Origin of the sequence: Egicoccus sp. AB-alg2 (assembly GCF_041821065.1) — a bacterium.
Classification (GTDB): Bacteria; Actinomycetota; Nitriliruptoria; order Nitriliruptorales; family Nitriliruptoraceae; genus Egicoccus.
In genome coordinates, this window is record NZ_JBGUAX010000003.1 from 264,587 (window position 1) to 289,318 (window position 24,732).

Genomic DNA, 24,732 nt, shown 5'->3' on the forward strand with positions numbered 1-24,732 from the left:
GGGCGCCGGTCCGAGGACGATCCGGGCGCCACCCGTCGGTAGTCTCTGGCGACGGCACCGACGCCCCCCGACCACCGGAGTCCACGTGCCCGCGACCGTGTACGCGTTCGCCAACCAGAAGGGCGGCGTCGGCAAGACGACGTCCTGCCTGAACGTCGCGGCGGCCATGGCCGAGCTCGGTCGCGCCGTCCTGGTCGTGGACCTGGACCCGCAGGCGTGCCTGACCTTCTCCCTGGGCTACGACCCCGACACGACCGAGCCGTCCCTCAACGACACCGTCGTCGGGCGGGTGCACCTGGCCGACACGATCGTCCAGCACGGTGAGGTCGACGTCGCGCCGGCCAACATCGACCTGGCCGGCGCCGAGGTGACCCTGCTGTCACGCACCGGCCGGGAGTACCTGCTGCGGGGCGAGCTGACCGACCTGCTCGACAGCTACGACGCCGTGTTCGTCGACTGCGCCCCGTCGCTGGGCGTCCTGACGATCAACGGGCTGACGGCCGCCGACGAGGTGGTCATCCCGGTGCAGTGCGAGACGCTGTCACACCGGGGGGTCTCGCAGTTGCTGGACACCATCGGCGACGTGCGACGGCTGACCAACCGCGGCCTGGTGGTGCGGGGACTGCTGGCGACCATGTTCGACCCGAGGACCCGCCACAGCCGCGAGGTACTCCGCGACCTGCTCAGCCGCTACGAGCTGCCGCTGATCGGCCCCCCGGTGCGCAAGTCGATCCGGTTCGCCGAGTCGCCGACCGCCGGGACCACGCTCGTCGGCACCGGCGCCGACGTGCCGGGTGTGGCCGCCTACCGGGCGATCGCCCGGGAACTGCTCGACCTGCCGGTCGAGGAGGAGCTGCTCGAGGCCGCCGGCTGGACCGTCGACCGGCAGGCGGAGATCCTCGGGCTGACGCAGGGGGCGTCGCGTGCCTGAGCCGTCACCGTCGCCCTTCGACCGTGTCCGCAAACCCGACCCCAGCGCCGCTCGGGTCCGTGACGGGCAGGGCAAGGAGGCGCTGTACAGCACCGCGCCGACGGCCGCCCCGCCACCGCAGATCGAGGTGACCTGCGACCGGTGCGGGGTGCTGCGCGGCGTCACCGTCGTCGAGGCGCTGCGGCTGCTCAGGCCGCCGGCACTCTTCAACCCCTTGCGCAGCCGGTTGTGGAGCCGCTGCCCGACCTGCGGGCGACGGGCCTGGCTTCGCATCGAACTCGGTCAGGCCCTGCGGGTGCTGCGCTCCCAGATCCCCGGCCGGGGATAGCCGCCGGTCCGCGTCAGGGCAGGTGCTCGACCTTCACACGGCGGGCCAGTTGGGGCTCGCCCTGGCCGCGCGCGTCGGCGCCCCGGCGGGCGACGCGCACCGTCGGCTGCTCGCCGCGGCCGCCCGATTCGTCCCGACCGGCACGCTGACTGCCCTTGCCGCGCCCGCCGCGGGAGGACTTCTGCCCGCCGCCGCTGCGGCCACCGCGATCGTCCCGGCCGCTCTCGCCGCGTTCGCCGCGCCCGTTGCGGCGATCCGACGCCCCGTCACCGGACCGGTCGCTCCGCTGCTTGTTGCGCCCGCCGCTCTTCTTCGTGCGGTGGGCCGGCGCCTCGCGCCCGCCGTCGTCGCCGGTCGCGCGGTCCCGACGCGGCCCGTCCTCGGCCCGGTCGCGGTCCTCGACCTTCGTCGACGCGCCGGCGCGGGCGCGGGTCCGGCCGGTCGCGCGACCCTGGTCGCCGTCACGGGTGTCGTCGCGTCGGTCGCCGGCCGGTGCGCGGTCGCGTGTCCGGGTGCGGGTGCGGGTGCGCCCGTTGCTCGCGGCCGTGTCCCGGTCGCGGTCGCGCCCGCCGTCGCGGTCACGCGCGCCCTCGCGGTCACGCCCGCCGTCGCGGTCACCCGCGCCCCCGCGGTCGCGCCCGCCGTCCCGGTCGCGCCCGCCGGTGCGCCCACGGGAAGTGCCGCCGTCGCGCGTCGGCCGGTCGTCCTCGGAGGGTGCCTCGGCGACACCCTCGCGCCGGGTGCGGGTGCGGGCCGCGTCACGGTCGCGCCCGGCGCCCTCGCTGTCGCGCCGGCTCTTCGGGCGGCCGTCGGAGCGGCCCTTGCGCGGGCCGGAACGCCGCTCGTCGCGCTGGTCGCGGCCATCGCCGTCGCGCGACCGCTTCGACAGGTGGTCCCACGGCTTCTCGTCGGGCAGGCCGAACAGTTCCGTCAGCAGTGGCGAGGTGGAGAAGACCTGGTGCACCTCGGTGTCGGTCGCGCCGACGGCCTTGCGGATCACGTTGAGGCGGTCGGCCTCGTTGAACTCCGCGAACGTGACCGCGACACCGGCGGCGCCGGCGCGCGCCGTCCGGCCGATGCGGTGCAGGTACATCTTCTCGTCGTCGGGACAGTCGTAGTTCACGACGTGGGTCACCCCGGACACGTCGATGCCCCGGGCGGCGACCTCGGTCGCGACCAGCACGTCGGCCTTGCCCGACCGGAAGCGGTCGAGGTTCTTCTCGCGGGTCTGCTGGCGCAGGTCGCCGTGGATCGCGATGGCCGGGACCCGCAGGTCCTCGAGGTCCGTGACCAGCCGGTCAGCCATGCTCTTCGTGCGCACGAACACGTAGCAGCGGCCACGCTCCGGCGTCTGCAGGATGCGGGCCAGCACGCGGGGCTTGTCCATGCGGTGCACGCTGAAGAAGTGCTGCGCGACGTTGGGAGCGGTCTCGTGCTCCTCGCTGTCGGCGCGCGTGAACGTCGGGTGGTGCAGGTAGCGGCGCGCCATCTTGACGATGGCGGTCGGCATCGTCGCGGAGAACAGCATGGTGTGGCGGCCCTCGGCCGGGCACGCCTCGATCAGCCGCTCGACGTCGGGCAGGAAGCCCATGTCGAGCATCTCGTCGGCCTCGTCGAGCACGAGGACCTTGACCTGCGACAGGTCGAGGTTGCCGCGCTTGAGGTGGTCGAGCAGTCGGCCGGGCGTGCCGACCACGACGTGCACGCCGCCGCGCAGCGCCGCGGTCTGCTCCTCGAAGCCGACGCCGCCGTAGACGCTGATGGTCGTCAGGCCGCGCGCCTCGCCGATGGTGAGGTCGTCGTGGACCTGCTGGCACAACTCGCGGGTCGGCACGACCACCAGGGCCTGGGTCACCGCCTCGTCGGCGTCGACCTGTTGCAGCAGCGGCAGTCCGAAGGCCAGCGTCTTGCCGGTGCCGGTGCGCGCCTGGCCGATCAGGTCGTTGCGCCCGAGCGCCAGGGGCAGCGTCAGCTCCTGGATCGGGAAGGGATGGATGATGCTCTTGGCCTCGAGCGCGTCGCACAGGGCGGCGTCGACACCGAGGTCGCGGAACGTCTTCGTCACGTGGGTCTCTCGTCCGGGCGATCCCGGCGCCTGAGACACACACACGCCTGCTGGATCGCAACTCTCGCGCCGGCGGGACGTCGTCGTCCACGACCGGTGGCCCCGAGCCGCTCACGTGTACGAAGGAGGCATCGTGCCCCCGGACGCCGACCGGCGGGCCGGCGCGTTCGGACTGGGAGGTGCGATGACCTTCTCGTCCGGTCGTGCGGGCGGCCGTTGGGGCCAACGCGAGGCTAGCGCACGGCCCGGCCGGACGGGCACGAGCCGTCGCCGACCTCGGACTAGCGTCGCGCGGACGGGGACACGAGGAACGACGTGAACCAGGAACTGTCGCGCGCCGGCGACCTGATCGGGCGCTACCTCGACCACGTGCGCGACCACGCACCGGTCGAGGCCACGCGCCTGGGCATCCGTGACCGCGACGGCGAACTGCCGGAGCTGACGACCGAAGCGCTGGCCGAACGCAGCCGTGACCTGGCCGTGCTGGCGGCGGAGGTCCGGGTCGCCCTCGACGAGTTGGGCGGCGACGTCCACGGCGAGCAGCGCGAGGCGCGCGACGACCTGCGCCTGCTGGCCGACGAGTTGGAGTACCGCCGCTTCCTGCTCGACGTCCGGCCGCGCTACGTGCTCGACCCGCTGGCCGCCCTGGAGACGATCTCCGCCGGGATCCACGAGCACCTGCGCCGCGTCGACCTGCCGGTGCAGGAACAGTGTCAGCGGCTGGAGTCGGCCGCCGCCCGGGCGCGGCGCGTCCCCGTGCTGCTCGAGCAGGCGGGCACGCTGCTGGTGTCCTCGCCGGCTCCCAACCTCGACGTCGCGCTGCAGCGGCTGCCCGGGCTGATCAAGCTCGTCCGCGACGACCTGCCCCGCCGGGCCGAACAACTGGGCGGTGACGTGACCCACGCCCGCGACGCCGGCGAGGTCGCTGCCGAGGGCCTGGAGGCCTACGCGGCCCTGCTCGACGAGTTGCACGACGAACCGCCCGCCCCCTGGCGGCTCGGTCCCGAGCAGCACGAGGTGACGCTGCGGGCGGCCCTCGGCACCGCCATGGACCCCGACCAGATCGAGCGCCGTGCCCGCGCCTGGGTCGAGCAGGTCTGCGCGGAGATGGCCGAGCTCGCGTCCTCCTCGTGGCAGCGGCGCTTCCCCGGCGAGCGGCGGCCCGACGACGCGAACGAGCGCATCCGTCGTGTGCTCGCCCAGGTCGCCGACCGCTCGGTGCCCCGCGACGCGCTGGTGCCCGAGGCCCGCCGCGCGGTCGACGAGGCGCGCGCCTTCGCACTCGCCTCGGGCCTGACCGACGTGCCGCCGGCCGAGCGTCTGACGGTCACCGAGGTGCCCGAGTACCTGCGGGGGATCGCGGTCGCGTTCATCACCCAGGCGCCGCCGCTGGAGCCCGACACCGGCTGCACCTACTACCTGTCGCCGGTGCCGGAGTCGTGGGACGACGACCTCGCGGAGTCGTTCCTGCGCGAGTACAACCCTGCCCAACTGCGCTCGCTGGCCATCCACGAGGGCTATCCCGGCCACTTCGTCCAGCTGGAGCACGCCTCGCAGCACCCCCGCGTGGCCCGACGCCTGCTGACCCGCCCGGCCTTCGCCGAGGGGTGGGCGGTCTACATCGAGCGCGAGGCCGTCAAGGCGGGCTTCGGCGACGACGGGACCGCGGCCGTCGCGGGCGACGACTACCGGATCACCCAACGCAAGCTCGAGCTGCGGATCGCGACCAATGCCCTGCTCGACGTCGGTCTGCACGCCGGCGAGCTCGCCGACGACGACGCGCTCCAACTGCTGACCCGCACGGCGTTCCAGGAACAGGCCGAGGCCGAGGGCAAGCTCGTACGCGCCAAGGTCACCTCGGGGCAGCTGTGCTCCTACTTCGTGGGGGGCGAGGAGCTCGGCGACCTGCGGCAGGAGTTCGAGGCGCAGGCCGGCGCCGGCTTCGACGTCCGCCGCTTCCACCAGGGCGTGCTGTCCCACGGCACCCCGACGGTCGACATCGTGCGGGCCGCGCTACGCGACGACGCCCCACTCCGTCGCCCGTTCGCGACGGGGGCCGCGTAGCCGGCCGCAGGAACGGCCGATCGGGATCATCCCGGCATCCCGCCACGGTCGTGCGGGCCGCCTGAGACGGCGGTCCCGAGCCGTCGACGGACGCCGCGCGTCCCAGCCGACGGCGACCTCCACCCTGCCCGGCGACCTCGACCCCGACCACGGCGACCTCGGCCCCCGCCCCCGGACTGCGAGCCGGCGCGCGGGGTGGAGTACGTTCGGCCCCGATTCGTCTCGCTCGCGTCCGACCGTCAGGACCGCCGTGGCCTTCGACCTCGCTCTGACCGACGAACAGCTGCAGGCCCGTGACTGGGCCCGCGAGTTCGCACGCAAGGAGATCCGCGAGCGCGAGATCGACGGCGTGCCGGTGCACCGGCACTACGACGAGGCCGAGGAGTTCCCCTGGCCCGTGGTGCAGAAGGCGGCGGAGATCGGGCTCTACGGGCTCGACTACTACTCCATGGTGGGCCAGGACCCGACCGGGCTGACGTCCGCGCTGGTGCTGGAGGAGACCTTCTGGGGGTGTGCCGGCATCGGCCTGGCGATCTTCGGCTCCGGACTGGCGTTGGCCGGCCTGGCCACGACCGGTACGGGCGAGCAGATCGGGACGTGGGCGCCTCGCATCTTCGGCACCCCCGACGACGTGAAGGTCGGCGCCTACGCCGTCTCGGAGCCCGGCGCCGGCTCGGACGTCTCCCGGATCCGCACCCGCGCGACCAGGGTCGAGGGCGGCTGGCTGCTCAACGGCGAGAAGATCTGGATCACCAACGGTGGGATCGCGGACGTGCACATCGTCGTCGCGACGGTCGACCCCTCGCTCGGCCACCGTGGCCAGGCGTCGTTCATCGTCACCGGCGACGCCGAGGGCTTCGCACAGACCAAGAAGACGAAGAAGCTCGGCATCCGGGCGTCGCACACCGCCGAACTCGCGCTGACCGACTGCTTCGTGCCGGACGACCAGCTGCTGGGCGGCCAGGACAAGCTCGACGCCAAGCTCGAGCGCGCACGCAACCCTCAGCAGCAGGGCCGGTCCGGGGCGCTGTCCACCTTCGAGGCGACCCGTCCGATCGTGGGCATCCAGGCGGTCGGGGTGGCGCGCGCCGCGTACGACGCGTCGGTCACCTACGCGCAGCAGCGCGAGACCTTCGGCGTGCCGATCATCCGCCACCAGGCCATCGCCTTCAAGCTCGCCGACATGGCCACCGACATCGACGCCGCCCGGCTGCTGTGCTGGCGGGGCATCAACATGGGCGTCACCCAGACGCCCTTCCGGCACGGTGAGGGCTCCATGGCCAAGCTCCACGCCGGCCGCGTGGCGGTGCGGGTGACCGACGAGGCGATCCAGATCCACGGCGGATTCGGCTACAGCCGTGAGTTCGACGTGGAGAAGTTCCACCGCGACGCGAAGATCTACGAGATCTTCGAGGGCACCCGGGAGATCCAGCAGCTCGTGATCTCCCGGGCCATCACCCGCAGCAGCTGAGCCGGCGGCTCAGCGCGCCTTCGGGCGCGGGCGCGTCAGCACCTCGGGGCCGTCCTGGGCGAGGTGGATCGCCTGCGAGGGCGTCAGCTCCACCGGCCCGCTGGGCGCGAGCAGCCGGTCCGGGTGGACGCGCGTCGAGCCGGTCGGTGCGTCGAACTCGGCCACCGGCGGCGCGCCGCCGGCGACCGGTCCCGGCTCGGCCGTCGGCACCGGCCCGACCATCGGGAGGCGCTCGGTGGCCGTGACGGGCTCCGGCGCCGGGACGCGCTCCGTCGGCACGAAGGGCGCGGGCGTCGGGATGGGCTCGGTGGGCGCCAGCGACGCGGGCGTCGGGACCGGCGCGGCGGCGGGGGCCGGGGCCGGGGATGGGGCCGGCAGCGCGCCCAGGCTCTCCAGCGCCGCGGCGAGGTCGGCGAGGTCGTCCTCGACCGACGGCACCGGGCGCGGCGACGTGGCCGGCGGTGCCGCGGCCGGCGGTGCCGCGGTGGCCGGCGGTGGCATGGTGGCGGTCGGCGGTGGCACGGCGGGTGTCGCGGGGACACCCGGTGTCGTCACCGCGTCGGGCCCCTCGGCCGTCGCCGCGGCGTCGACGGGCTCCCCGGTCGGAACCTCGGGCGCGGTCACGTCGAGAGGCCACGCGTCCTCGACACGCAACGAATTCGGCGTCGCGCGGGCGGTGAACAGCGTGCGCGGGCTACCATCCGTGGATGCTGGCGCCGGAGCCGACTCGGCTCGGCGCGATCGCCGCAGACGGGACAGCAGCGGCCATCGCGATCGGGACACGGGAACCTCCCTGCAAGGGGTGCGGGGACGGTCTCGGAGCCAGGGAACCAGCGACCGTCCTGGACGGTCATCGGCAGGGGCGGTCGAACGGTGGAGCGAACGGGCGAGACGCGCACGAACGTGCCGCCGCACGCCGGTGCCAACGCACGCCGCACCGGGTACCCGACGACACCGAACCCGGCCCGTACCACCGACACGCCGACCTCGCTCCACGACGTCACCGCGGACGCCGCCGAGACCACGGGACGGCCGTGGGGGGTCGTACGACACGAGGTGGAGCGCGCGATCCGTTCGGTGCCGGGCGTCCTCGAGGCGTCCGTGGGCGTGTCCGAGGAGACCGGACGGGGACGGCTGCGCATCCGGCTCGCACCCGGCGAGGACCACGACGCCGTCTGCTGGGCCGTGGCCGCCACCCTGCGCGAGCGTTTCGGGATCGCGTTGGATCCTGCGGCGATCCGGCCGCGCGGCGAGGACGTGCCCGAGCCGGTCCCTCCGCCGGAGCCGACGCCGCTGCACGAGCCACGGACAGCGCCCGCAGCCCCGTCCGCACCCCCGTGGGCGACCGCCGCCACGTCGGCGTCGGCGGCCGCGTCGGCGGCTGCGTCCGGTTCTGCGGCGGCCCACGAGGAGCCGACCCTCCGCCCGTTCCCCCCGACCGGGACGCCCGCACGAGCGGCACGCACGACGTCCGTGCCGGGACCGGTCTCCGGCCCACCCGTCGGCGACGCCGCCGGCGGCGAACGCGTGCGCGCCGCCATCGGCGACCTCGTCACCGAGCACGGCGCCGCGGCCGTCTCCGTCACCGCGACGCTGTCGCACGGCGGCCGGGAGGGCCGCGGTGCGGTCGGCGCCCTGGCCACGCGCCGGGCGACGTGGCGGGCCGTCGCCGAGGCCACCCTCCACGCGCTGCAGGACCTCACCGGCGGCCGGTTGCGCGCCCAGGTCGAGCGGGTGACCGTCAACACGGCCGAGGACCCGGGCACCGTCAGCGTCGTGCTCGCCGTCCTCTCCGAGCGGGGTGAGGAGACGCTGCTCGGCGCCGCCCTGGTCCGCGAGGACGCCGAACGCGCCGTCATGCGCGCCACCCTGGACGCCCTCAACCGACGCGTCGAGCCCTGGCTGCGCGACCTCGCCCACGGCTGAGACCGTTTTCGCCACGCCGTCCTGCCCCGCGTGGTCCGCATCGGCGTCTAGGGTGCTGCGCCGCCGGCGCGCGGCCGGCACCGACGGCACGAACGGGGGTCTGCCGATGGCGGGGGTCGTGGTGTTCCACTCGGCGCTGGGGCTGCGCCCGGCGATCGAGACGTTCGCCGGGCGGCTGCGCGAGGACGGTCACGAGGTCTGGACGCCGGACCTGTTCGCCGGCAGCACGTTCGACGACGTCGACGCCGGCGTCGCCGAGGTCGACCGGCTGGGCATGGAGGCGGTGCTGGCTCGCGCGGCCGAGGCCGTCGACCCGCTGCCCGCCGAGGTGGTCTACCTCGGCATCTCGCTGGGCTGCATGCCGGCGATGCAGCTGAGCGCCACCCGCCCCGGCGCCCGTGGCGTCGTGCAGGTCCAGTCGGTCGTCACCCCGGAGGACTTCGACCTGCCGGGATGGCCCGAGCAGCTGCCCGTGCAACTGCACGTCTCCCCGGACGATCCGTGGCAGGACGACGTCGACCAGCTCGTCCCGTCGGTGCCGGACGGCCTGCTGGACGTGCACACGTATCCGGACACGCAGCACGTCTTCATGGACGACGAACTGGCGGTGTACGACCCGGCGGCCACCGAGCGCTTCACCGCCGCCGTCCTCGGCTGGCTCGCCGCCCGCTGACCGCCGGCCGGGGGCGGGTTCAGCGCGTCGTGCCGGGGCCCTCGTCCACCTCGTCGAAGGTGTCGCACACCTCGGTGCCGTCGAGCTCGCGGCAGTCGTAGCGGGCGACGCGCTGCGGGGGGACGTCGGTGCCGGGGCCCTCGTACTCGGCGTCGTCGCGGGCGGGGGGCGTGCCGGTGCCGGGGCCCTCGGAGGGCTCGGCGACCTCGTCGGTCGGGGCGACGACCGTGGTCTTCGCGGACGCCGGCTCGACGACCGGGTCGGCACCGGCGGAGGTGCCGGCCAGCGCGACGGCGGTGGTCGCGACGACGGTCACCGCGGTCAGGGAGCCGAGCAGGAGGGAGCGGGAGCGCATGGGCGTGCCTTCGGGTTCGTCACGAGTTGATGGTTGCTGTCCCTCCTGATGCGCGACCCACGCGCGAAGTTGAGCACGCGACCGCGCCGGGCGGTCAGCGCACGGTGGCCGGCCGGCAGCCGCGTTCAGGCGTCGGGCGCCGGCAGCGGCTCGTCGCGGGCGAGCGCGGCGTCGGTGGCCCGCCCCTCGCCCGGCACCTCGAGCAGGTCCAGCCCCTCGGCCGCGAACCGCTGCGCCACCGCCACGCCGCGGCCGTCCCCGTGGACGTCGAGGTCGTGCTGGGCCTGGGCCGCCAGCAGCGCGGCCTGCAGGGCACGGCCGAGCGTCAACGACAGCCGGCGGGCGCCGTGCTGCACCGCCTGCGGGCCGGCATCGAGCGCCTGCGCGACCCAGATGGCGGCGTGGTCGGCCGCGTCGACCGCCAGCTTCGCGACCGTCGCCAGGGGGGCCGAGGTGGCCGCGGCGCCAGCGCGGCGGACCTCCTCGACGTAGGCGCGCAGGGTCTCGCCGCCGCCGAGCGCCCGCAGCACGTCCAGCGACAGGACGTTGGTGGTGCCCTCCCAGATGGGCAGGACCTGTGCGTCGCGCAGCAGCACGGGCAGGTGCGTGTCTTCGATGTAGCCGGCGCCACCGAACGCCTCCAGCGCCTCGGACGCACCGGCGACCGCCTGCTTGCCGGTCGTGAGCTTGGTGACGGGCAGCAGCAGCCGCAGGACCTGTTGCTCGCGTTCGGTCGCGACCCCGGCCTCGTCGCGGCCGAGCAGTTCGACCGCGCGGAAGGCCAGCTGCAGGGACGCCTCGTGCTGGACGCGCAGCCATGCGAGCGTGGCCTGGTGCAGCGGCCGGTCGATCAGCGCGCCCTCGAACGCCTCGCGTCGGCGGGCGTAGTCGCGGGCGAGCGCCAGGCCGCGCCGGAGGCCCGAGGCGGCGGTGACCGCGTTCCACAGGCGCGTCACCGTCAGCATCGGCGCGATGTTGCGGGTGCCGTCCGCCGGTGGTCCGACGAGATGGGCGAGCGTGCCGTCCAGCGCGAGCTCCGCGGTCGGCATCTGCCGCGTGCCCAGCTTGGACTTCAGCCGCAGGACCCGCAGGTCGTTGAGTCGGCCCTGCTCGTCGCGGACCTCGACGTAGAACATCGCCAGGCCGCGACCGCCGGGGCCGTTGCCCTCGGGGCGCGCCAGCGTCAGCGCCATGTCGGCGGTGACGGCGGAGGTGAACCACTTGGTGCCGGTCAGCCGCCACAGCGGGCCCTCGGCACGCGCCACGGTCTCCGTCCGACCGACGTCGGATCCGCCCGGCCGCTCCGTCATCCACTGCCCGGAGGTCCAGGCGGTGGCGGGGTCACGGCTGGTCAGGCGCGGCACGGCCCGGTCGATCAGCTCGCGATCGCCGTGCACCAGCAGGGTCTTGGCGGCCCCGTCGGTCATCGCCAGCGGGCAGCTGTACAGCGCGCTGGACGGGTTGAAGAGGTAGGCGAGCGCGAACTGGTGCAGCCGACTGTGCTCGCCGTGGGTGCGCTCGTAGCCGGTGGCGACGACACCGCGTTCGTGGGCGACGTCGGCGATGCGCCGCCAGGCCGGGGCCGTCTCCACCTCGTCGACGCGCCTGCCCCAGGCGTCGAAGGGCCGCAGGCGTGGCTCGTTGGCCGGATCGTCCATCGTGTCCGACCAGGCCTTGAGGTCCGTGGCGGCGAGGTGCCCCATCTCCGCCAGCGAGGGCACGACCTCGGCGTGGACGTCCGGTGGCAGGGCACGCGCCAGGTAGCGCTGCAGGGCGAGGTCGTCCTCCCACTCGTCGCGCAGCCGCGGGGGATCCTGGAAGAACCCGGTCTCCTCGACGGTGCCCACGCCGTCTCCTCCCTCGCGGAACTCCTGGAACGAAACGCCGCCGCGCGTTCCGTTCGTGGAACGTACCCGTCAGGCGTACAGCACGACTGCGGCGGCGGTGGCGAGGTTCAGGCTGGACACGCCCGCCCGCATCGGGATCCGCACGGCGCGCTCGGCGCGGGTGCGCAGGGCGTCGCTCAGACCGCCCCGCTCGGTCCCGAGCAGGATCGCGGCGTCGGGCGGCAGCGCCCCCGCCTGCAGGTCGACGGCGTCCGGGTCCAGCGCCACCAGCGGCCGCTCGAGCTCCGGAAGCGCATCCACGCGGCCACAGGCGGGCAACGCGAACTGCAGCCCCGCCCCGGCACGTACCGCCGTGGGATGCCACGGATCGGCGCGCCCGACGACCGTCACGCCGGCGGCCCCGGCCGCCGCGGCCACCCGTACGACCGCGCCGAGGTTGCCGAGGTGGCGGGGCTCCTCCAGGACCACCAGCCGGCCGGGGACCTCGGGGCCCGGCACGACCGGGACCTCGGGACGCACCGCCACCGACAGCGCGGGGGAGGGCAGCTCCGCGCCGGTGCGACGGCCCGCCCTGGCCTCTGGCGACGGCCCGACCAGCTCGGCCCACGTGGCCGCGTCGACCTCCCCCGGCGCGACGGGCAACCCGACGTCGGGCGCGAGCTGTTCCAGGAGCTTCGTCAGCGCCGCGGCGTCCGGCGTCACCACCACCTCGACGTCGGCGCCGAAGCGCACCGCGTGTTTCAGCGCGTGGACGCCCTCCAACCTCACCCGACCGGTGTCACGTCTCGACGACCGGGCGAGTCGCAGGGCGTAGGCTCGGTCCATGCCCTTCCTCCTCGTGCTCGCGTTCGTCGTCGTCCCGCTCGTCGAGATCGCCGTCATCATCCAGGTCGGCCAGGTCATCGGGACGCTGCCGACGATCGCCATCCTGGTGCTCGACAGCCTGCTCGGCGCCTGGCTGCTGAAGCGCGAGGGGCGGCGAGCGTGGCAGAAGTTCCGCGCCGCGCTCGACGAGCTGCGCTGGCCGGGCGACGAGGTCACCCAGGGCGCGCTCGTCATCGTCGGTGGCACGCTGCTGCTGACGCCGGGCTTCGTGACGGACGTCGTCGGCTTCCTGCTGCTGCTGCCACCGACGCGGCGCATCCTCGCACGGATGATCCGCGCGCGCCTCAACCCGCTCGGTGGCGCGACCAGCGATCCCGACGCCCGGCAGCGCGAGCGTGGCCGTGGGCGCAGCACCCGTGGCGTCATGGACGTCGAGGTGGTCGAGATCCACCGCGACGACCCCGACGACGACGCCGACGCCGAGGCCGACGGGGGCCCTTCGGGCGACCTGCCGCCCGGCCGCGGCTGACCGGCTCCTCGCACGCCGCGCCGCTCGGTTCCATTCCGGCGGGTCGCGATCGCTACGGTCACCTCGCCGGTGGTCGCGAGGGGCGGCCGGGAGCCCGGCGAGTTGCGCTCATGGAGAGGGTTTCATGGAGGCGATCCGTCAGGCCATCCTGGAAGAGGCGTCGGGTGAGGAGCTCGCACGGCTGCCGTTGCCGGACACGATGCGGGCTGCCGTGGTCCGCAAGTCGGAGATCGACGTCTTCGACGGGCTCCCGTCCGAGGAGAAGGACCCGCGCCGGTCGTTGCACGTCGACGAGGTCCCCATCCCGCCGCTCGGCCCCAACGAGGTGCTGATCGCCCCGATGGCGTCGGCGCTGAACTACAACACCGTGTGGACCTCGATCTTCGAGCCGGTCTCCACTTTCGGGTTCCTGGAGAAGCTCGGGCGTGAGGGCGAGCTCGGCGCCCGCCACGACCTCGACCACCACATCGTCGGCTCCGACGCGGCCGGCGTGGTCCTGCGCACGGGACCCGGCGTGACCCAGTGGAAGCCGGGCGACCGCGTCACCGTCCACTGCAACTCCGTGGACCTGGAAGGTCCCGAGGGGCACGAGGACTCGATGCTGGACCGCAGCCAGCGGATCTGGGGCTTCGAGACCAACTTCGGGGCGCTCGCCGACATCTCGCTGGTCCGTGCCAACCAGCTCATGCCGATGCCGACCCACCTGAGCTGGGAGGAGGCGGCGTCCCTGGGGCTGGTCATGGCCACCAGCTACCGCATGCTCGTCGGCGAGAACGCCGCCCGCATGAAGCAGGGTGACGTGGTGCTGATCTGGGGTGCCACGGGCGGCATCGGCGGGTTCGCGACCCAGTTCGTCCTCAACGGCGGCGGCATCCCGGTGTGTGTGGTGTCGAGCGAGGAGAAGGCCAAGGTCCTGCGCGGGATCGGCGTCGAGCACGTCATCGACCGCAAGGCGGAGGGCTACCGCTTCCACGACGAGCACGGCCGCCCGGACTACGCCGAGATGCGTCGCTTCGGGAAGAAGATCCGGGAGCTGGTGGGCCGCGACCCGGACATCGTCTTCGAGCACCCCGGTCGCACCACGTTCGCGGCGTCGGTGTTCGTGGCGCGTCGCGGCGGCACGATCGTGACCTGCGCCTCCACCTCCGGCTTCCTGCACGAGTACGACAACCGCTACCTGTGGATGCACCTCAAGCGGATCCTGGGGTCCCACTTCGCCAACTACCACGAGGCGTGGGAGGCCAACCGGCTCGTCGACCTCGGGCGCATCCATCCCATCCTGTCCAAGACCTACCCGCTGGAGCAGGCGGCGCAGGGTGCGTACGAGATGCATCACAACCTGCACGCCGGCAAGATCGGCGTGCTCGTCGGGGCACCGGAGGAGGGGCTGGGCGTGCGCGACCAGGAGAAGCGGGGTCGGTTCGCGGAGCAGATCGCCGTCTTCCGCGCCTTCGAGTAGTGCTCGCCAGACCCGGGAGTGGTGGTACCACCACTCCGGGGTCGGCTGATCGGCGGGGCGACACGCCCCGATCGGATCAGTAGGGTGCCGCGCACCGGCACGGGAGTCGCCGGCCGCGCATCTTGGCCGGTGGTCGATACGGGGGACGGGGAAATGTTCGATCGCGCATTCTCGGGGTCGTCCCGCGGTATCCGGCTGCTCGGCCGCCTCACGGTCGTGGCCGCGGTCGGCACCGTGGCGATCGTCGTGGCGACCGGAACCGACGGGGTCGGGACCACGATCGAGATCCTGGTCGTCCTCGGCCTGCTGGCCGTGTCGCTGCTCCTGGCGAGCCCGCCGCGGCGTCGCACCTGGCAGCTGGCGGGCGCCGACCGGGCCATGGCCGCGGTGACGACGGCCGCCATCGACGCGCTCGACCGCGTCGAGCATCGTCGGGTCGACCTTGGTGCCCCCTTCCCGCAGATGGTCGTGGGGCCGACGGGCGTCAGCATCGTCGACGTGTGCCCGATCCGTGGTGACGTCCACGTGACCCGCGACGGCGTCCAGGAGATCGGCGCGGGCACGACGTGCCGACGCTGTGACGCGGCGGCCCGCGCGGCCGAGGCCGCCCGCCGCGCCCTGCACGAGGTCGAGGGCGGGCCGGACGTTCCCGTCCGCGTGCTGGCCGTGGTGCCGCCGGGCACCCGGGTCAGCCGGGACGCCGGGCTCGCCGACGCCATCGACGCCGTTCCGGCCGACCGGCTCTCCGACCGTCTCGCGCGCGGCCCCGTGCTGCCGATGGCGCTGGTCGACCGGTCCTTCACGCGGCTCGCCGCCCTCTCCGGCACCCAGGTCACCCCCGCCTGAAGCTGGTCGCGGGGTCGGCCACCCGTGCGACGTATCGGCAGGCACGGGCGGTCGCCGAGTGCACGCGCACGGGGTCAGCAGCCGGCGGTGACGAACTCCCACGGCAGCGGGCTGATGCAGCTCGGCCACCAGTGCAGGGCGGTGTAGAGCGGCACCACCGACCAGGCGCGGTCGCGGGTCTCCAGCAGCACGGCCGTCACGGTGATGGTCCCCGCCGCCAGCGCCCCGCCATAGAGCCCGGCGAGCAGGTCCCCGCGGAACAGCCCGCCGAACGCGAACACGTGGGCGACCGTGAACAGCACGACCGGGGTCAGCACGGCCGCCCGCGGCGCGGCGCGCCGTGAGGTGACGAGCCGGTCGGCCACCAGCACCAGCGCCGCCAGGCCGACGATCTGCAGCAGCGTCGGCAGTAGCTGCGTGGGCCCGATCGAGCGCAGCAGCCCCAGCACCAGCGCGACCGCGCACGCGCCGATCCCGAAGGTGCGCAGCAGTTCGGTCAGCGACACGTCGGGGGAGCGGAACGCCTCGCGGCCGCGGGTGACGAGGAACGAGGTCAGCAACAGTGCGCCGACCGCGGTGATCGCGAAGGACAGCAGCCCGATGACCAGGGCGGTGACCGCGTCGAGCCCCGCGAAGCCGGCGCCGCCGACGCGGCCGAGCAGCGCCGTGTCACTGGCGCCCACGGCCACGAACTGCCGAAGGACGCCCAGGACGACGACCGGCACGGTCAGGATCAGCCCGGCCCGCCAGCCGCTGCGCGGCCCGTCGAGGCCGAACGCGCCGAGCCGGTCGCCGCGGTAGCGCGCGAGCAGCCACGGGACCAGGCCGGTCAGCACGAAGATCCAGGCCAGGTCCAGCGCGATGGCGGGGATGCCCTGCTGGGGGTAGAACGGCAACGCGGACAGCAGGCCGATCACGAGCCCACCGAAGAGGGTCGTGGCGCCGGCCAGGATCACGTCGCTGCGGGCGTCGTCGCGGCTCACATACACGCCGCGGGACGCTAGCAGGCGGACACCGGACGGCCCGGGACGCTGGGTAGGCTGCCGGGTCGCTGGTCCGCCGCGCCGTTCGCCCGCGTCCACGAGGGGATGTCCGTGCTCGAGGCCTCGATGGTGGTGATCGGCGACGAGATCCTGGGCGGTCACGTCGCCGATCAGAACTCGGGCTGGTTGGCCACGCGCCTGACCGCGCACGGCGTGACGCTGACCCGGGTCCACGTCGTGCCCGACGACCTCACCGCGATCGGCGAGGCGCTGCACCTCGAGCTCGGCCGGCGCCGTCCCCGCCTGGTCGTCACCTCCGGCGGCATCGGCTCGACGCCCGACGACATCACCTACGAGGCGGTCGCGGCCAGTCTCGGACGCGGACTGGTGGAGGACCCCGTCATCGGCGAGCGCCTCGACGGTGCGCTGGAATGGACCCGCGAGCACGGGGTCGAGGTGACCGAGGAGTTCACCCACCACTTCCGCCGCATGGCCCGCATCCCGCAGGGCAGCCGGCTGCTGCGCCGGCGCTCGAGCTGGGTCCCGGGTGTGGCGGTGGACGTCGACGGCGGCGCGGACACCGACGGCGGCGCGACGATCGCGATCCTGCCGGGCGTCCCGGGCGAGTTCCGCCGCATCGTCTCCGAGGCGCTCGAACCCGACCTGCTCGCCGGCCGCAACCCCGTGCCGAGGATCGTGGAGATCGAGCACCCCTTCCCGGAGTCCGCCCTCAACGTGCTGTTCGCCGCGGTCCTGGAACGCTTCCCGGGCGTACGGCTCGGCAGCTACCCGGGCCAGCGCATGCTCGTGCGCCTGCAGGGCCACGACGCCGAGGTCGAGGACGCCGCCGCGTTCGTGCGCGCCGGCATCGACGAGTTGTACCGATCCCCGGGCGGCGCCCGGCTGGCCGCGTCCTGGACGGCCCGCCGCGGTGCGGCCGCCGCTCCCGCCGAGGAGAACCCGTGAACCGCCGACTGCTGTTCGTCCATGCCCATCCCGACGACGAGTCGTCGAAGGGGGCCGCCACGGCCGCCCGCTACGCCGACGAGGGCGCCGAGGTGGTGCTGGTCACCCTGACCGGCGGCGAGGCCGGCGAGGTGCTGAACCCGAGCGCAGCCGCCGTGGCGCCGGAGGAGATGGGCGCGACCCGTGCCCGCGAGCTGGCCGCGGCCGTCGCGGCCATCGGGTTCACCCGCACCCACGGGCTCGGCTACCGCGACTCCGGCTACCACGAGAACCCCGACGACGTGCCGGCCGGCTCGTTCGCGCGCACGCCGGTGGACCAGTCGGCCCGCGAACTGGCCGCGATCGTGCGCCACGAGCGTCCGCAGGTCGTCGTGACCTACCCGGAGGACGGCGGCTACCCGCACCCGGACCACATCATGTGCCACGCGGTCACGATGCGGGCCCTGGAGTTGGCCGAGGACCCCGACGCCGACCTCGACGACGGGCCCGGCGGCCAGGCCGGCCCCTGGCGGGTGCCCAAGGTCTACGCGAGCGGGGTGTTCCCGCCCGGCCGTGTCCACGCCCTGCACGAGGCCCTGCTCGCGCGCACCGGCGTGAGCCCCTTCACGGAATGGCTCGAGCAGCGGCCCGAGCGGTTCGAAGGCCCCGAACCGGACGCGCTGGTCGAGTGTGCGGACTGGTTCGCCCGGCGCGATGCCGCCCTGCTGGCGCACGTGACCCAGATCGACCCGGACGGGTTCTGGTTCGAGGTGCCCCGCGAGGTGGAGCGGCAGGCGTATCCCTACGAGGGCTACTACCTGCTGCGCAGCGACGTGCCGATCGAGCGGCCCGAATCGGACCTGTTCGCCGGTCTCGACGACCACGACACGCGCGCCGGCGCCGACCTCGGCCACGTCGCCGAGTCCGCGTCCGGCTGAGCCCGCGCCTCAGGCCGCCGCGAGGGGTGGGGGTGGCAGGTCGGTCGCGAGGTAGAACAGGCAGTCCTTGCGGGCCGCCTCGACCGTACGGGTCATCATGACCGGCGTGGTCGGCCGGGTCAGCACCACCTCGCCGTCGACGAGCGCGAAGTGGTGGTCGGTCACGTCACGGCCGTCCGCGGCGCAGGCGCGCACGGGCAGCGCGCTGCCGGGGTGGACGCGTCCCAGCACGTGACCGGCGGGTACCTCGACGAAGTTGTGCACGTCCGCGTCGGCGGCCAGCACCAGGTCCACCTCGTCGTCGAGGTCGCCGCCGAACCGGAAGCGCACCTCGGGACGGATGGTGACCTTGCGCAACCCGCCGAGCAGGTCGAGGTCGCGCACGATGCGGTCGTTCTCCAGCGGAGCGGCACCGAGGTAGCGCCGCAGCGCGTCGACGGCGAACGCCAGCGACTCGGGCCGTCCCGGCAGTCCGCACTCCACGGCGACCGTCGCGACGTCGTCGTGCAGTGCCTCCATCAACGTGCAGGCGGCCAGGTCCCAGCGCAGCAACGTCGAGGTGAACAGGGTTGCGAGGTTGAGCGTCTGCGGCCGCATGCGGGTCACGATGGCGTAGAACGGGTTGTCGCCGGTGTTGTTGTGCACGTCGACCAGCGACTCGAGCCCCGCGGCACGGAGTTCGGCGAGGATGCCGTCGGCGGCGCGGCGCTGGGCGGTGGTCGGCGCGTCGAGTCCCCAGACGCGGTTGAAGTCCTCCTGGTGGTCGAGGTAGCGGTGCGCGAACCCCGGCCCGTGCAGTGCGGCTTCCACGTTGCCGACGACGACGTACAGGTCGAACGGATAGCGACGCCGGCGGCGCAGGACCCGCAGGATCGCCTGCAGGCCGGTGGACTCGTCACCGTGCAGCAGCGTCACCACCGCGCGGGGGGCCTGCTCGCCCGTGCCCGGCACACGGATCAGCGTGGGCCGGCCCAGGACGCGCAGCAGCGCGCGGTCCCCGAGATCGAGCAGGTCGTCGGGGAGGCCGTCGGGATAGCGTCGGTAGGGGGTGTCCACGGGCGCGCAGGATAGGAGACGCGTCCTCGCAGGCAGCCACCGTGCGGTCGGGGGGCACGCGGCGTGTGCGCCGCGGCGGCCGGCGACCGCCCGCCGGACAACCGTCCCGGCCTGCCCGACGAACCAGGCGCATGACCATCGACACCTCCGCCAGCACCTCGGGCACCGGTGCGTCGCCGTCCGCGACGTCGCCTGCACCCCGCTGGCTGGGCGCGGTCGCCGGCGTGCTGGCGGCGAGCGCGGCCCTCGGGGCCGGGGAGCTCGTCGCGGGCCTGCGCGCCGGCTGGCCCTCACCGGTCGTCGCGATCGCCGACCGGATCGTGGAGGCGTCGCCGCCCGCACTGACGTCATGGGCGATCGGAACCTTCGGCACGAACGACAAGCCCCTGCTGATCGCCGGCATCGGCACCGTGCTGGCGGTGCTGGCGGCGCTGCTCGGCGTCCTGGCGACCCGCCGGCCGTTCGGCGCCGCCGCTGGCGTGGCAGGCCTCGGGACGGTGGGTGTGGCTGCCGGTCTGAACGCACCGGGGACGGGGGCGGGCGCGGGCGTTCCCGGCGTCGCCGCGACGTTCGTCGGTGTCGGCGCGCTGCTGGCCCTCGCCGCCGGACTGGCGCGGTACGGGGACACCAGCGCGGCGTCCGACGAGGCGGGCGACCTCGGCCGACGCCGCTTCCTCGTGGTCGCCGGGACCGTCGCCGCCGGCGCGATGGCCATGGGCACGGCCGGCCGCCTGCTGCTGTCGCGCTTCGACGTCGAGGCGGCGCGCGATGCCCTGGCCCTGCCGGCGCCCGTCGCCCGGCGCGATCTTCCGCCCCCCGCCGGTGCGGAACTCGCCGTGGACGGCATCACGCCCCTGATCACGCCCAACGACGCCTTCTACCGCATCGACACGGCACTGGCCGTGCCCCGCATCGACCCGGACACCCACGTACTCCGGGTCACCGGGATGGTCGAGCGGCCCTTGACGATCCCGTTCGCGGACCTGCTGCGCCGCGACCTGGTCGAGGTGCCGATCACGATGACGTGTGTCAGCAACGAGGTCGGCGGCGACCTGGTGGGCAACGCGGTGTGGCTGGGATTCCGGCTGCGCGAACTGCTCGACGAGGTCGGGGTCTCCTCCGAGGCCGACCAGGTCGTCGGCCGCTCCGTGGACGGTTACACGGGCGGATTCCCGGTCGCGGCCGCCTACGACCGTGACGCCCTGGTCGTGGTCGGCATGAACGGCGAACCGTTGCCGGCACAGCACGGCTTCCCGCTGCGGCTGGTCACCCCGGGGCTGTACGGCTACGTCGGCTCGACCAAGTGGTTGGCGGAGATCGAGCTCACCCGCTTCGACCGCTTCGACCACTACTGGGTCCCGCGCGGCTACGCGGCGCAGGCGCCGGTCAAGACCATGGCGCGCATCGACGTGCCCGGCGGCCGCGACGAGCTGGCGCCCGGGGAGCGGCCGATCGCGGGTGTCGCCTGGGCGCAGTCCCGCGGCGTCGCGAACGTCGAGGTCCAGGTCGACGACGGCGCCTGGCAGACAGCCGAGCTGGCCGAGGCGGTCAACGACGTCAGCTGGCGCCCCTGGGTGCTGTCCTGGCGGGCCACGCCGGGCCGTCACCGCATCCGCGTCCGCGCCACCGACGGCGACGGCGTGACGCAGCCGGAGACGCGCACGGGCGTGCGACCCGACGGTGCGACCGGCTGGCACACGATCACGGTGCTCGTCACCGGCTGATGTCCGGTCAGCGGGTCTCGCCGACGCAGCCGTCCGTCGCGATGCAGTAACGGTCGCCCTCGTCGTCGGACAGTTCCCGTGCGTACGCGCCGTTCCCGATGCGCTCCGCGGCCCGCTCCGCCGCCTCCTCGTCCGGGAACGGGCCTTCGACGACGACCCACAGGCCAGGGTTCAGCGAGGGGTAGTGCGAGGACCACAGCAGACGGCCGCGGCCACGCTCGTCCAGACGCGCGAGGGCCTCGCGTTCGGTGAAGTCGTCCCCCCACAGCGAGGCCACGACGACGACCCATTGCCGCTCGCCGTCGCCCAGCGTGATCGGCGCCCGCTCGCAGTCCTCGAAGTCCCACGGCCGCGGGTCGTCGTGCTCGCTGGGATCGAGCTCCACCGCGCACACGTCGTCGAACTCGACGGTGACGACCTCGGGCTCGTCGCCCGCGTCGTCGCGGCCCTCTTCGGACTCGGCCGACTCCTCGGCCTGGTCGTCCTCGGCCCGGCCGTCCGCGGGCGCGTCCGCGTCGTCATCGGCGTCGTCGTCGCCTCCGGCGCCGGTACCGGACTCGACCGCGTCGGGCCGGCTGGCGACCGTCCCGGCGTCGAAGGGGCCGGTGTCGGTGACCAGGGCGACGACCCAGAGCGTCAGGGCCAGGAGCAACGGGGCGCCGAGCAGCACGGCGGCGCGCACCTGCTCGGGCCGCACGGCGATACGAGGGCGGGGCACGACGGGCCTCGGGTGCGGGGGCGGCGGCACGCTACCCGCCTCACGTGTGACGGCAGACCGACCAAGGGAGAGCACGGGGTACGGCGGTACGCCGTCTGACACGCGGTTGCGGAAGATGTGCCGATGCCGAACGAAGCGCAACAGCAGTGTCCTCGCGCAAATCGTGCGGCCCCTCCGTTTCCCGGGCATATTGGGGACAACACCACTTGCGCAAGGGTGGTGTCAGCACCACCATCTTTGGCGGAGCATCAGAGGACGCCGTTGCCGGAGCACGTGGACGACACCGCCGACTCCACCCGCGTGCTGCTGGTGGAGGACCATCGGGTGCTCGCCGAGGCCCTGGCCGAAGCGCTGGGCGCCGCCACCGGCGTCGAGGTGTGCGGTATCGCGACCACGCTCGCGGAGGCCCACACGCTGACCGCGGCCTGCGAACCGGACGTCGTGGTCATGGACGTGCGGCTGCCGGACGGTGATGGTGCCGACGGGGTCCCGGACCTCCTGCGCCTCCGCCCGGAGGCCAAGGTCGTGTTGCTCTCGGCCAGCACGAGCCGGGACGTCCGCGCGCGCGCCGTGGAGGCCGGTGCGGCCGGCTTCCTGCCCAAGACCGCCGGGCTGGCGCAGATCCTCGAGGCCATCGAGCGGGTCGACGAGGGCGCGGTGCTGTTCAGCCCCGAGGACGTGCGGCTGGCCGCCGATCACCTGCGGCGCCAGCACCGGCGCGGCGGTCTGCTGACACCCCGGGAGCGCGAGGTGTTGCGGCTGCTCGCGGAGGGCGCGTCCACCGAGGACATCGCGGCCCGCCTGGTGATCTCCCCGCACACCGTCCGCAACCACGTCCGCCACATCATCGAGAAGCTGGGCGTCCACACCAAGCTGGAAGCGGTGGCGGTCGCGACCCGCGAAGGACTCGTCGAAGCCGGCTGACCTGTGGCGAATCGGGGTGGGCATGACGGACACGCTCGCGCAGTGGTCCCTCTACGACCTCGTGCCTCGACCGATCCTCGTGACGGACGGTGATGGGCGCGTGCACCACGCCAACCGGGAGGCGCTCGCGGTGCTGCGACTCCCGACCGACGACGCGGCCGCAACGGCCCGATGGACGGACGTGGTCGCCCCCGCCGACGTCGCCGCCGCCGAAGCGTGGTGGGTGCGTGTACGACGTGGCGCGTCGAACGAGCCGTTGCGGGCACGCCTCCGCGCGGGCGTCGGTCCCCACGAGGTACACGTGTCGCCGGTCGAGGGCCGGAGCGGCGCCGACCGGTTCGTCGTGACGCTGCTGCCCGCACCGTCCGAGCCGGCGGACGGGCCGCGCCCGAACCGGCTCGCGGCACGCCTCGCCGATGCGGCACCGGTCGGGCTCGGGATCATGGACCAGGACTTCCGGTTCCGCTACGTGAACCAGGAGCTGGCCGCGACCAACGGCCGCTCCGCCGAAGAGCATCTCGGGCGGCGCCTCGTGGAGATCGCGCCGCACCTGTTCCCGGAGGTCGAACCGCTGCTGCAGCAGGGTCTGTCGGGCTGGCACATCGTCGAGGCGCCGTTGACGGGCCCGGCGGTCACCGACCCGGACGAGATCCGTCACTGGCTGGTCAGCTACTTCCCGATCGAGCTGGACGCGGGCGAAGCCGGCGTCGGGGTCGTGGTCAGGGACGCCACGGTCCGGGTGAGGCAGGCCGAAGAAGCGGCGAAGAGTCAGCGGCTGCTGGCCGAGGCCGAGCGACTGGCCGCACTCGGCAGCTGGGAGTGGGAGATCGCCCCGGACGTGGCACGTGTCTCCGACGGGCTCCGGGCGATGTTCGGCCTGGAACCCGACGAGCCGTTCAGCTACGCGGTGCTGCTGTCGATGCTGGAGCCCGCCGACCGGGGACGGTTCGACGCGCGGGTCCGCGACGCGCTCGCCGTGGGAGGTCGCTTCGAGGCGACGTATCGCCTGGTCCGTCGCGACGGCGTACGACGACTGGTCCACGAGCGCGGCGAGTGCGTGGTCCGCGACGGCGAGACGGTCGCGATGTTCGGCACGGTGCAGGACATCACCGAACAGGCCGAACTGTCGGAGCGCGCCCGCCTCTGGGCGACCCTGGCCCAGCACCTGCCCAACGGGATCGTCGTGTGGGACGGCGTGGGCGTGCCGGAGCCGGCCCTCCTCCGGGTGCTCGCCGTCAATCCCGCCTTCGACGGGATGTACGAGGTGGAGGCGGAGTCGCCGATCGGCGTCACGCTGCGCGAGGTGTTCGGTCACGACCTGGCGCAGCGGTTCGACGACGACCTGCGCCGGTTGTTGTCGGACGGCGTCACCGTCCACCTCGGCGACGTCCGGCTGCCGTCGCGCTTCGGGTCCCGCGTGCTCGAGGTGGTGGCGTTCGGGCTCCCGCGCCAGCGCTACGGCATGGCGTTCGAGGACGTGACCGAGCAGCGGGCACTGCAGCAGGAGCGCGCCGACCTGCTGCGGCGCAGCGTGACCGCCGCCGACGACGAGCGGCAACGCGTCGCCGAACAGTTGCACGACGACGTGGTGCAGTCGTTGAGCGCCGCGCTGCTGCGGCTCGACCTGGCCGAGCAGACCGTCGACCGACCGCTGGACCGCATTCGTGAGCCCGTCGGCGATGCCATCGCCGTGCTGCGGCGCACGATCATGGAACTGGCGTCCGCCGACATCGTGCGCCAGGGCCTGCAGACGGCCGTCGGCAACTACGCCGACCGGCTCCTCGCCGTGGACGGCATCGAGGTCACCACCAGCTTCGCCGTCGAGGAGCACCTCGACGACGACACGCTCCTCGGTGCCTACCGGATCATCCAGGAGGCCCTCGCCAACGTCCGTCGGCACGCGCATGCCACCCACGTGCGTGTCGTCGTCCGCCGCACCGACGACGGCTGGCTGCGGGGCGAGGTCCTCGACGACGGCAGCGGCATCCCCGACGGTGTCACCGCGCCACCCGGCCACCTCGGCCTGCGGCTCATGCGCGAACGTGCCGAGGTGCTCGGGGGCCACGTCGAGGTCGTGCGACGGCGACCGCGCGGGACGGCCGTGCGCTGGCGCCTGCCCGCGTGA

Annotated in this window: 22 protein-coding genes; 14 read left to right on the plus strand and 8 right to left on the minus strand. The window is 74.0% G+C overall.

All coding sequences use genetic code 11. From position 1 onward, the window contains the following. Positions 1-85 precede the first annotated feature (85 nt). Together ACERM0_RS06540 and ACERM0_RS06545 are read left to right on the plus strand one after the other, a co-directional pair. The gene (locus ACERM0_RS06540; protein WP_373677743.1) at positions 86-931 is read left to right on the plus strand and encodes a ParA family protein; all 846 of its coding nucleotides are present in this window, start codon (positions 86-88) and stop codon (positions 929-931) included. Then, complete coding sequence (locus ACERM0_RS06545) at positions 924-1,259, plus strand: hypothetical protein (RefSeq protein ID WP_373677744.1); 336 nt, start codon at positions 924-926, stop codon at positions 1,257-1,259. Before ACERM0_RS06540 ends, ACERM0_RS06545 begins: the two co-directional genes overlap by 8 nt. 13 nt (positions 1,260-1,272) lie before the next feature. Here the strand turns inward: ACERM0_RS06545 and ACERM0_RS06550 are convergent, their stop codons facing one another. Continuing rightward, a complete protein-coding gene (locus ACERM0_RS06550; RefSeq protein WP_373677745.1) occupies positions 1,273-3,324 on the minus strand; it encodes a DEAD/DEAH box helicase in 2,052 nt (683 codons plus the stop codon). Positions 3,325-3,639: 315 nt separating this feature from the next. Between ACERM0_RS06550 and ACERM0_RS06555 the strand changes: the two genes are divergently transcribed. Together ACERM0_RS06555 and ACERM0_RS06560 are read left to right on the plus strand one after the other, a co-directional pair. Beyond that, a complete protein-coding gene (locus ACERM0_RS06555; protein WP_373677746.1) occupies positions 3,640-5,388 on the plus strand; it encodes a DUF885 domain-containing protein in 1,749 nt (582 codons plus the stop codon). Between the two features lie 250 nt (positions 5,389-5,638). Next, positions 5,639-6,859 carry an acyl-CoA dehydrogenase family protein gene (locus tag ACERM0_RS06560; protein ID WP_373677747.1) on the plus strand — a complete coding sequence of 407 codons (1,221 nt, stop codon included), beginning with the start codon at positions 5,639-5,641 and terminating at the stop codon, positions 6,857-6,859. Between the two features lie 9 nt (positions 6,860-6,868). On the opposite strand, the gene ACERM0_RS06565 is transcribed toward ACERM0_RS06560, so the two are convergent. After that, a complete protein-coding gene (locus tag ACERM0_RS06565) occupies positions 6,869-7,483 on the minus strand; it encodes a hypothetical protein (protein ID WP_373677748.1) in 615 nt (204 codons plus the stop codon). A gap of 249 nt (positions 7,484-7,732) precedes the next feature. On the opposite strand from ACERM0_RS06565, the gene ACERM0_RS06570 reads away from it, so the two are divergent. Then, positions 7,733-8,785 carry a hypothetical protein gene (locus tag ACERM0_RS06570; RefSeq protein WP_373677749.1) on the plus strand — a complete coding sequence of 351 codons (1,053 nt, stop codon included), beginning with the start codon at positions 7,733-7,735 and terminating at the stop codon, positions 8,783-8,785. A gap of 52 nt (positions 8,786-8,837) precedes the next feature. Then, complete coding sequence (locus ACERM0_RS06575) at positions 8,838-9,458, plus strand: dienelactone hydrolase family protein (protein ID WP_373677750.1); 621 nt, start codon at positions 8,838-8,840, stop codon at positions 9,456-9,458. Positions 9,459-9,477: 19 nt separating this feature from the next. Here the strand turns inward: ACERM0_RS06575 and ACERM0_RS06580 are convergent, their stop codons facing one another. From ACERM0_RS06580 to ACERM0_RS06590, 3 genes are all read right to left on the minus strand, one after another. After that, on the minus strand, positions 9,478-9,813 hold the full coding sequence (locus ACERM0_RS06580; RefSeq protein WP_373677751.1) for a hypothetical protein: 336 nt from the start codon (positions 9,811-9,813) through the stop codon (positions 9,478-9,480). A 125-nt stretch (positions 9,814-9,938) separates the two neighbouring features. Beyond that, the gene (locus tag ACERM0_RS06585; protein WP_373677752.1) at positions 9,939-11,660 is read right to left on the minus strand and encodes an acyl-CoA dehydrogenase family protein; all 1,722 of its coding nucleotides are present in this window, start codon (positions 11,658-11,660) and stop codon (positions 9,939-9,941) included. A gap of 69 nt (positions 11,661-11,729) precedes the next feature. Continuing rightward, on the minus strand, positions 11,730-12,485 hold the full coding sequence (locus ACERM0_RS06590; RefSeq protein ID WP_373677753.1) for a TrmH family RNA methyltransferase: 756 nt from the start codon (positions 12,483-12,485) through the stop codon (positions 11,730-11,732). Between ACERM0_RS06590 and ACERM0_RS06595 the strand changes: the two genes are divergently transcribed. From ACERM0_RS06595 to ACERM0_RS06605, 3 genes are all read left to right on the plus strand, one after another. Further along, positions 12,484-13,014, plus strand: coding sequence for an FxsA family protein (locus ACERM0_RS06595; protein ID WP_373677754.1), 531 nt, complete (start codon positions 12,484-12,486; stop codon positions 13,012-13,014). The genes ACERM0_RS06590 and ACERM0_RS06595 overlap by 2 nt on opposite strands. A gap of 124 nt (positions 13,015-13,138) precedes the next feature. Continuing rightward, positions 13,139-14,473 (plus strand): crotonyl-CoA carboxylase/reductase, encoded by a 1,335-nt coding sequence (gene ccrA / locus ACERM0_RS06600; RefSeq protein ID WP_373677755.1) that lies wholly within the window; start codon positions 13,139-13,141, stop codon positions 14,471-14,473. Positions 14,474-14,626: 153 nt separating this feature from the next. Beyond that, on the plus strand, positions 14,627-15,319 hold the full coding sequence (locus ACERM0_RS06605; protein ID WP_373677756.1) for a hypothetical protein: 693 nt from the start codon (positions 14,627-14,629) through the stop codon (positions 15,317-15,319). 74 nt (positions 15,320-15,393) lie between these two features. Here the strand turns inward: ACERM0_RS06605 and ACERM0_RS06610 are convergent, their stop codons facing one another. Then, the gene (locus ACERM0_RS06610; protein WP_373677757.1) at positions 15,394-16,308 is read right to left on the minus strand and encodes a hypothetical protein; all 915 of its coding nucleotides are present in this window, start codon (positions 16,306-16,308) and stop codon (positions 15,394-15,396) included. A 99-nt stretch (positions 16,309-16,407) separates the two neighbouring features. Here ACERM0_RS06610 and ACERM0_RS06615 point away from each other — a divergent pair, with 99 nt between their 5' ends. Next, positions 16,408-17,268 carry a competence/damage-inducible protein A gene (locus ACERM0_RS06615; protein ID WP_373677758.1) on the plus strand — a complete coding sequence of 287 codons (861 nt, stop codon included), beginning with the start codon at positions 16,408-16,410 and terminating at the stop codon, positions 17,266-17,268. Beyond that, entirely contained in the window at positions 17,265-18,185 is a 921-nt protein-coding gene (gene mca / locus ACERM0_RS06620) for a mycothiol conjugate amidase Mca (protein ID WP_373677759.1), read from the plus strand. Before ACERM0_RS06615 ends, mca begins: the two co-directional genes overlap by 4 nt. Before the next feature lie 9 nt (positions 18,186-18,194). Here the strand turns inward: mca and ACERM0_RS06625 are convergent, their stop codons facing one another. Then, the gene (locus ACERM0_RS06625; protein WP_373677760.1) at positions 18,195-19,241 is read right to left on the minus strand and encodes a hypothetical protein; all 1,047 of its coding nucleotides are present in this window, start codon (positions 19,239-19,241) and stop codon (positions 18,195-18,197) included. A 131-nt stretch (positions 19,242-19,372) separates the two neighbouring features. Between ACERM0_RS06625 and ACERM0_RS06630 the strand changes: the two genes are divergently transcribed. Further along, positions 19,373-20,965: a molybdopterin-dependent oxidoreductase gene (locus ACERM0_RS06630; RefSeq protein ID WP_373677761.1), complete on the plus strand. Its 1,593-nt coding sequence runs from the start codon at positions 19,373-19,375 to the stop codon at positions 20,963-20,965. A 7-nt stretch (positions 20,966-20,972) separates the two neighbouring features. Here ACERM0_RS06630 and ACERM0_RS06635 read toward each other — a convergent pair whose 3' ends face one another. Continuing rightward, positions 20,973-21,683: a hypothetical protein gene (locus ACERM0_RS06635; RefSeq protein ID WP_373677762.1), complete on the minus strand. Its 711-nt coding sequence runs from the start codon at positions 21,681-21,683 to the stop codon at positions 20,973-20,975. 261 nt (positions 21,684-21,944) lie between these two features. Between ACERM0_RS06635 and ACERM0_RS06640 the strand changes: the two genes are divergently transcribed. Together ACERM0_RS06640 and ACERM0_RS06645 are read left to right on the plus strand one after the other, a co-directional pair. After that, complete coding sequence (locus ACERM0_RS06640; protein WP_373677763.1) at positions 21,945-22,607, plus strand: response regulator; 663 nt, start codon at positions 21,945-21,947, stop codon at positions 22,605-22,607. A gap of 22 nt (positions 22,608-22,629) precedes the next feature. Beyond that, on the plus strand, positions 22,630-24,732 hold the full coding sequence (locus ACERM0_RS06645) for a PAS domain-containing protein (protein WP_373677764.1): 2,103 nt from the start codon (positions 22,630-22,632) through the stop codon (positions 24,730-24,732).